Source organism: Dietzia sp. B44 (assembly GCF_014145245.1).
Lineage (GTDB): Bacteria > Actinomycetota > Actinomycetes > Mycobacteriales > Mycobacteriaceae > Dietzia > Dietzia natronolimnaea.
Window position 1 is genome coordinate 1 of the sequence record NZ_JAALEF010000313.1, and the last position, 3117, is coordinate 3117.

Sequence of the window (3117 nt, forward strand, 5' to 3'; positions counted from 1 at the left end):
GACCGCCACGACCGCCGCGACCGCCACGACCGCCGAGCCCGCGCCGGCGCCCGCGGACCAGATCGTCTCCAGCTCCGGCTCGGCCACCGACGACCTGGTGGTGGGCAAGGTCCTGCGCCCGTCGGTCTCGCACGACACCCGCTTCTTCTGGGACGGGGTCCGTGCCCACGAGCTGCGCATCCAGACGCGCGAGGACGGCTCGCTGCAGCACCCGCCCGTCCCGGCGCTCTGGAAGGACAGGTCCGAGCAGACCGACTACGTCGTGGCCTCCGGCCGCGGCACGGTGTACAGCTTCGTCACCCACCACGCCCCGCGCGTGCCGGGTCGCACGCGGTTCCCGTTCGTCATCGCACTGGTGGAGCTGGAGGAGGGTGTGCGGATGCTCGGCGAGCTGCGCGACGTCGACCCGGGCCAGGTGTCTATCGGCATGCCGGTGGAGGTCGAGTTCCTCGACATGCCCGGCGACCCGGCCGAGGACGCCGCGTTCGGCACCGAGCCGTGGACCCTGTACGCGTGGCGACCGGCCGGTGCACCGGCTGTCGACCGTCAACAATCCGCGGGGTCACCCGCGAGGACCGAAGGGGCCGTCACGTGAGCGAGAACCGTACCGTCTGCCCCGCCGAGCCGCCCGCCGTGGCGGTGGGGGACCGACTCCCCGAGCTGACCATCGAGGGGACCCCGACCTTCATCGTGGCCTCGGCGCTGGCGACCCGGGATTTCCAGGACGTCCACCACGACCGCGACCTCGCCCACGCCAAGGGCTCCAAGGACATCTTCGTCAACATCCTCACCGACACCGGCCTGGTGCAGCGGTTCGTCACCGACTGGGCGGGCCGGCGCGCCCGCATCACGTCCATCAGGCTCCGGCTCGGCGTGCCCTGGTACGCGTACGACTCCCTCACCCTGACCGGTGAGGTCACGGGGATCGACGACGACGGGCTGGTCACGCTGAAGATCGTCGGCACGGACTCGTTGGGCGCGCACGTCACCTCGACGGCGACCCTCTACCTGAACGGAGACCCGCAGTGAGCACCCTGGCAGACAAGGCTGCGATCGTCGGGATCGGCGCCACCGACTTCTCCAAGGACTCGGGCCGCTCCGAACTGCGCCTGGCCGCCGAGGCCGTGCGCACGGCGGTGGCCGACGCCGGTCTGCAGCCGTCGGACGTCGACGGCCTGGTGTCGTTCACCATGGACACCAACACCGAGATCGCGGTCGCCCGCGCCGCCGGCATCGGCTCGCTGAACTTCTTCTCCCGCATCCACTACGGCGGCGGCGCCGCGTGTGCGACCGTGCAGCAGGCCGCGATGGCCGTGGCGACGGGCGTGGCCGAGGTGGTGGTCTGTTATCGCGCGTTCAACGAGCGCTCCGGGATGCGGTTCGGCCAGGTCAACTCGGCGCTCGTGCAGCAGGTCAACTCCTCCGGCACGGACAACGCCTTCTCCTACCCGCACGGACTGTCGACGCCGGCGGGCTTCGTGGCGATGGTCGCGCAGCGCTACATGCACGAGTACGGCGCCACCAGCGAGGACTTCGGGCGGGTCGCGGTGGTGGACCGCAAGCACGCCGCCGTCAACCCGGCGGCCTTCTTCCACGGCACGCCCATCACGCTGGACGACCACCAGAACTCGCGCTACATCGCCGAGCCCCTGCACCTGCTCGACTGCTGCCAGGAGTCCGACGGCGGGCAGGCGATCGTCGTGACGACCCCCGAGCGGGCGCGGGATCTGCCGCACCGCCCGGTGTCGATCGCCGCGGCCGCGTCAGGCTCCGGGCCGGACCAGTTCATCATGACCTCGTACTACCGCCCCGAGCTCGCCGGACTGCCGGAGATGGGCATCGTCGGCGACCAGCTGTGGGCCCAGTCCGGCCTGCGTCCCCAGGACATGGACATGGCCGTGCTCTACGACCACTTCACGCCGTACGTCCTCATGCAGCTCGAGGAACTGGGCTTCTGTGGCCGAGGGGAGGCCAAGGACTTCGTCCGCGAGCCGGGCGCGCTCGAGGTGGGTGGCCGACTGCCGCTCAACACGCACGGTGGCCAGCTGGGTGAGGCCTACATCCACGGCATGAACGGCATCGCGGAGGGTGTGCGTCAGCTGCGGGGCGACTCGGTCAACCAGGTGTCGGGTGCGGAGAAGCTGGTCGTGACCGCGGGTACGGGCGTGCCGACCTCGGGCCTGGTGCTGACGGTCTGACCGGGGAGTTCAGCCGCGCAGGCACCCGCGGACGAACGAGCCGATGTCGCGCACCGCGACCTTGGCCTCGGGAACGAGCGGGTGGAACACCTGGAACACGTGGAACTGATGTGGCCACAGTTGGAACTCGTGCCGGACCCCGTGTTCGGCGAAACGCTCCGCGAGTTGCTCGATCCCCCCACAGAAGATCTCCTCGCCGCCGCACTGGATGAGGAACGGCGGCCAGTCGGGGGACGGGACGTGGTTGATCGGCGAGATGGCGGGGTCGTCCGGGTCCACTCCCGGCGCGTACTGGCGTCGGCAGAGCTCGGCCAGGCCGAGGGCGAGGAACGGGTCCTTACGGGCGCGGTCGCGGGCGGTCATGTCGGTGAAGTCCAGATCCACCCACGGTGAGAGCAGGACGACCCCCGCCGGCATCGCGGCCTGCTCCTTCTCGAGCTGCGCGACGAGCTGGAGGGCGAGGTTGCCGCCGGCGGAGTCGCCGGCCACCACGATGTCCTCCGCCCGGAAGCCCATGCTCAGCAGCCACTCCCAGCCGGCGAGGGTGTCCTCCGTGGCCGCGGGGTGCGGATGTTCCGGTGCGAGCCGGTAGTCGGGCAGGAAGACGGGCACGCCGGTCTCGCTGGCCATCCGTGACGCGAGTGCCTTGTGCGACCAGGGGGATCCGAAGGTGAAGCCGCCGCCGTGGATGTGGTAGATCACCTTGTCCGAGTGGAAGAACCGCTTGCGGCCCACCCAGAGTCCGGGCACGGGGCCGTCCGAGGACCAGTCGTTGGTGGTCTCGAGGGCGGCCGCCCGCCCGGCCCCCGAGGTCAGCGCGCGCAGCCGTCCGAGGGACGCGTCGGTCGCCGGCATCATGTCGAGGGCCGGTCGGACGAACATCCTCAGCCCGCCGGCCAGCCCGCGGGACCGCAGGGTC

At 71.1% G+C, this 3117-nt stretch carries 4 protein-coding genes; 3 read left to right on the plus strand and 1 reads right to left on the minus strand.

Annotated elements, in window-relative coordinates:
- From G6017_RS10890 to G6017_RS10900, 3 genes are all read left to right on the plus strand, one after another.
- Positions 1-595: Zn-ribbon domain-containing OB-fold protein (locus G6017_RS10890; protein WP_241731482.1), on the plus strand; the 595-nt coding region annotated here is incomplete at its 5' end.
- A complete protein-coding gene (locus tag G6017_RS10895) occupies positions 592-1029 on the plus strand; it encodes a MaoC family dehydratase (RefSeq protein ID WP_346034664.1) in 438 nt (145 codons plus the stop codon). The genes G6017_RS10890 and G6017_RS10895, both read left to right, overlap by 4 nt.
- Positions 1026-2198, plus strand: a complete 1173-nt coding sequence (locus G6017_RS10900) for a thiolase C-terminal domain-containing protein (protein ID WP_182617334.1) — start codon at positions 1026-1028, stop codon at positions 2196-2198. The genes G6017_RS10895 and G6017_RS10900 overlap by 4 nt, the downstream gene beginning before the upstream one ends.
- 9 nt (positions 2199-2207) lie before the next feature.
- On the opposite strand, the gene G6017_RS10905 is transcribed toward G6017_RS10900, so the two are convergent.
- A partial coding sequence (locus G6017_RS10905) for an alpha/beta hydrolase (protein WP_182617335.1) occupies positions 2208-3117 on the minus strand: 910 nt, incomplete at its 5' end.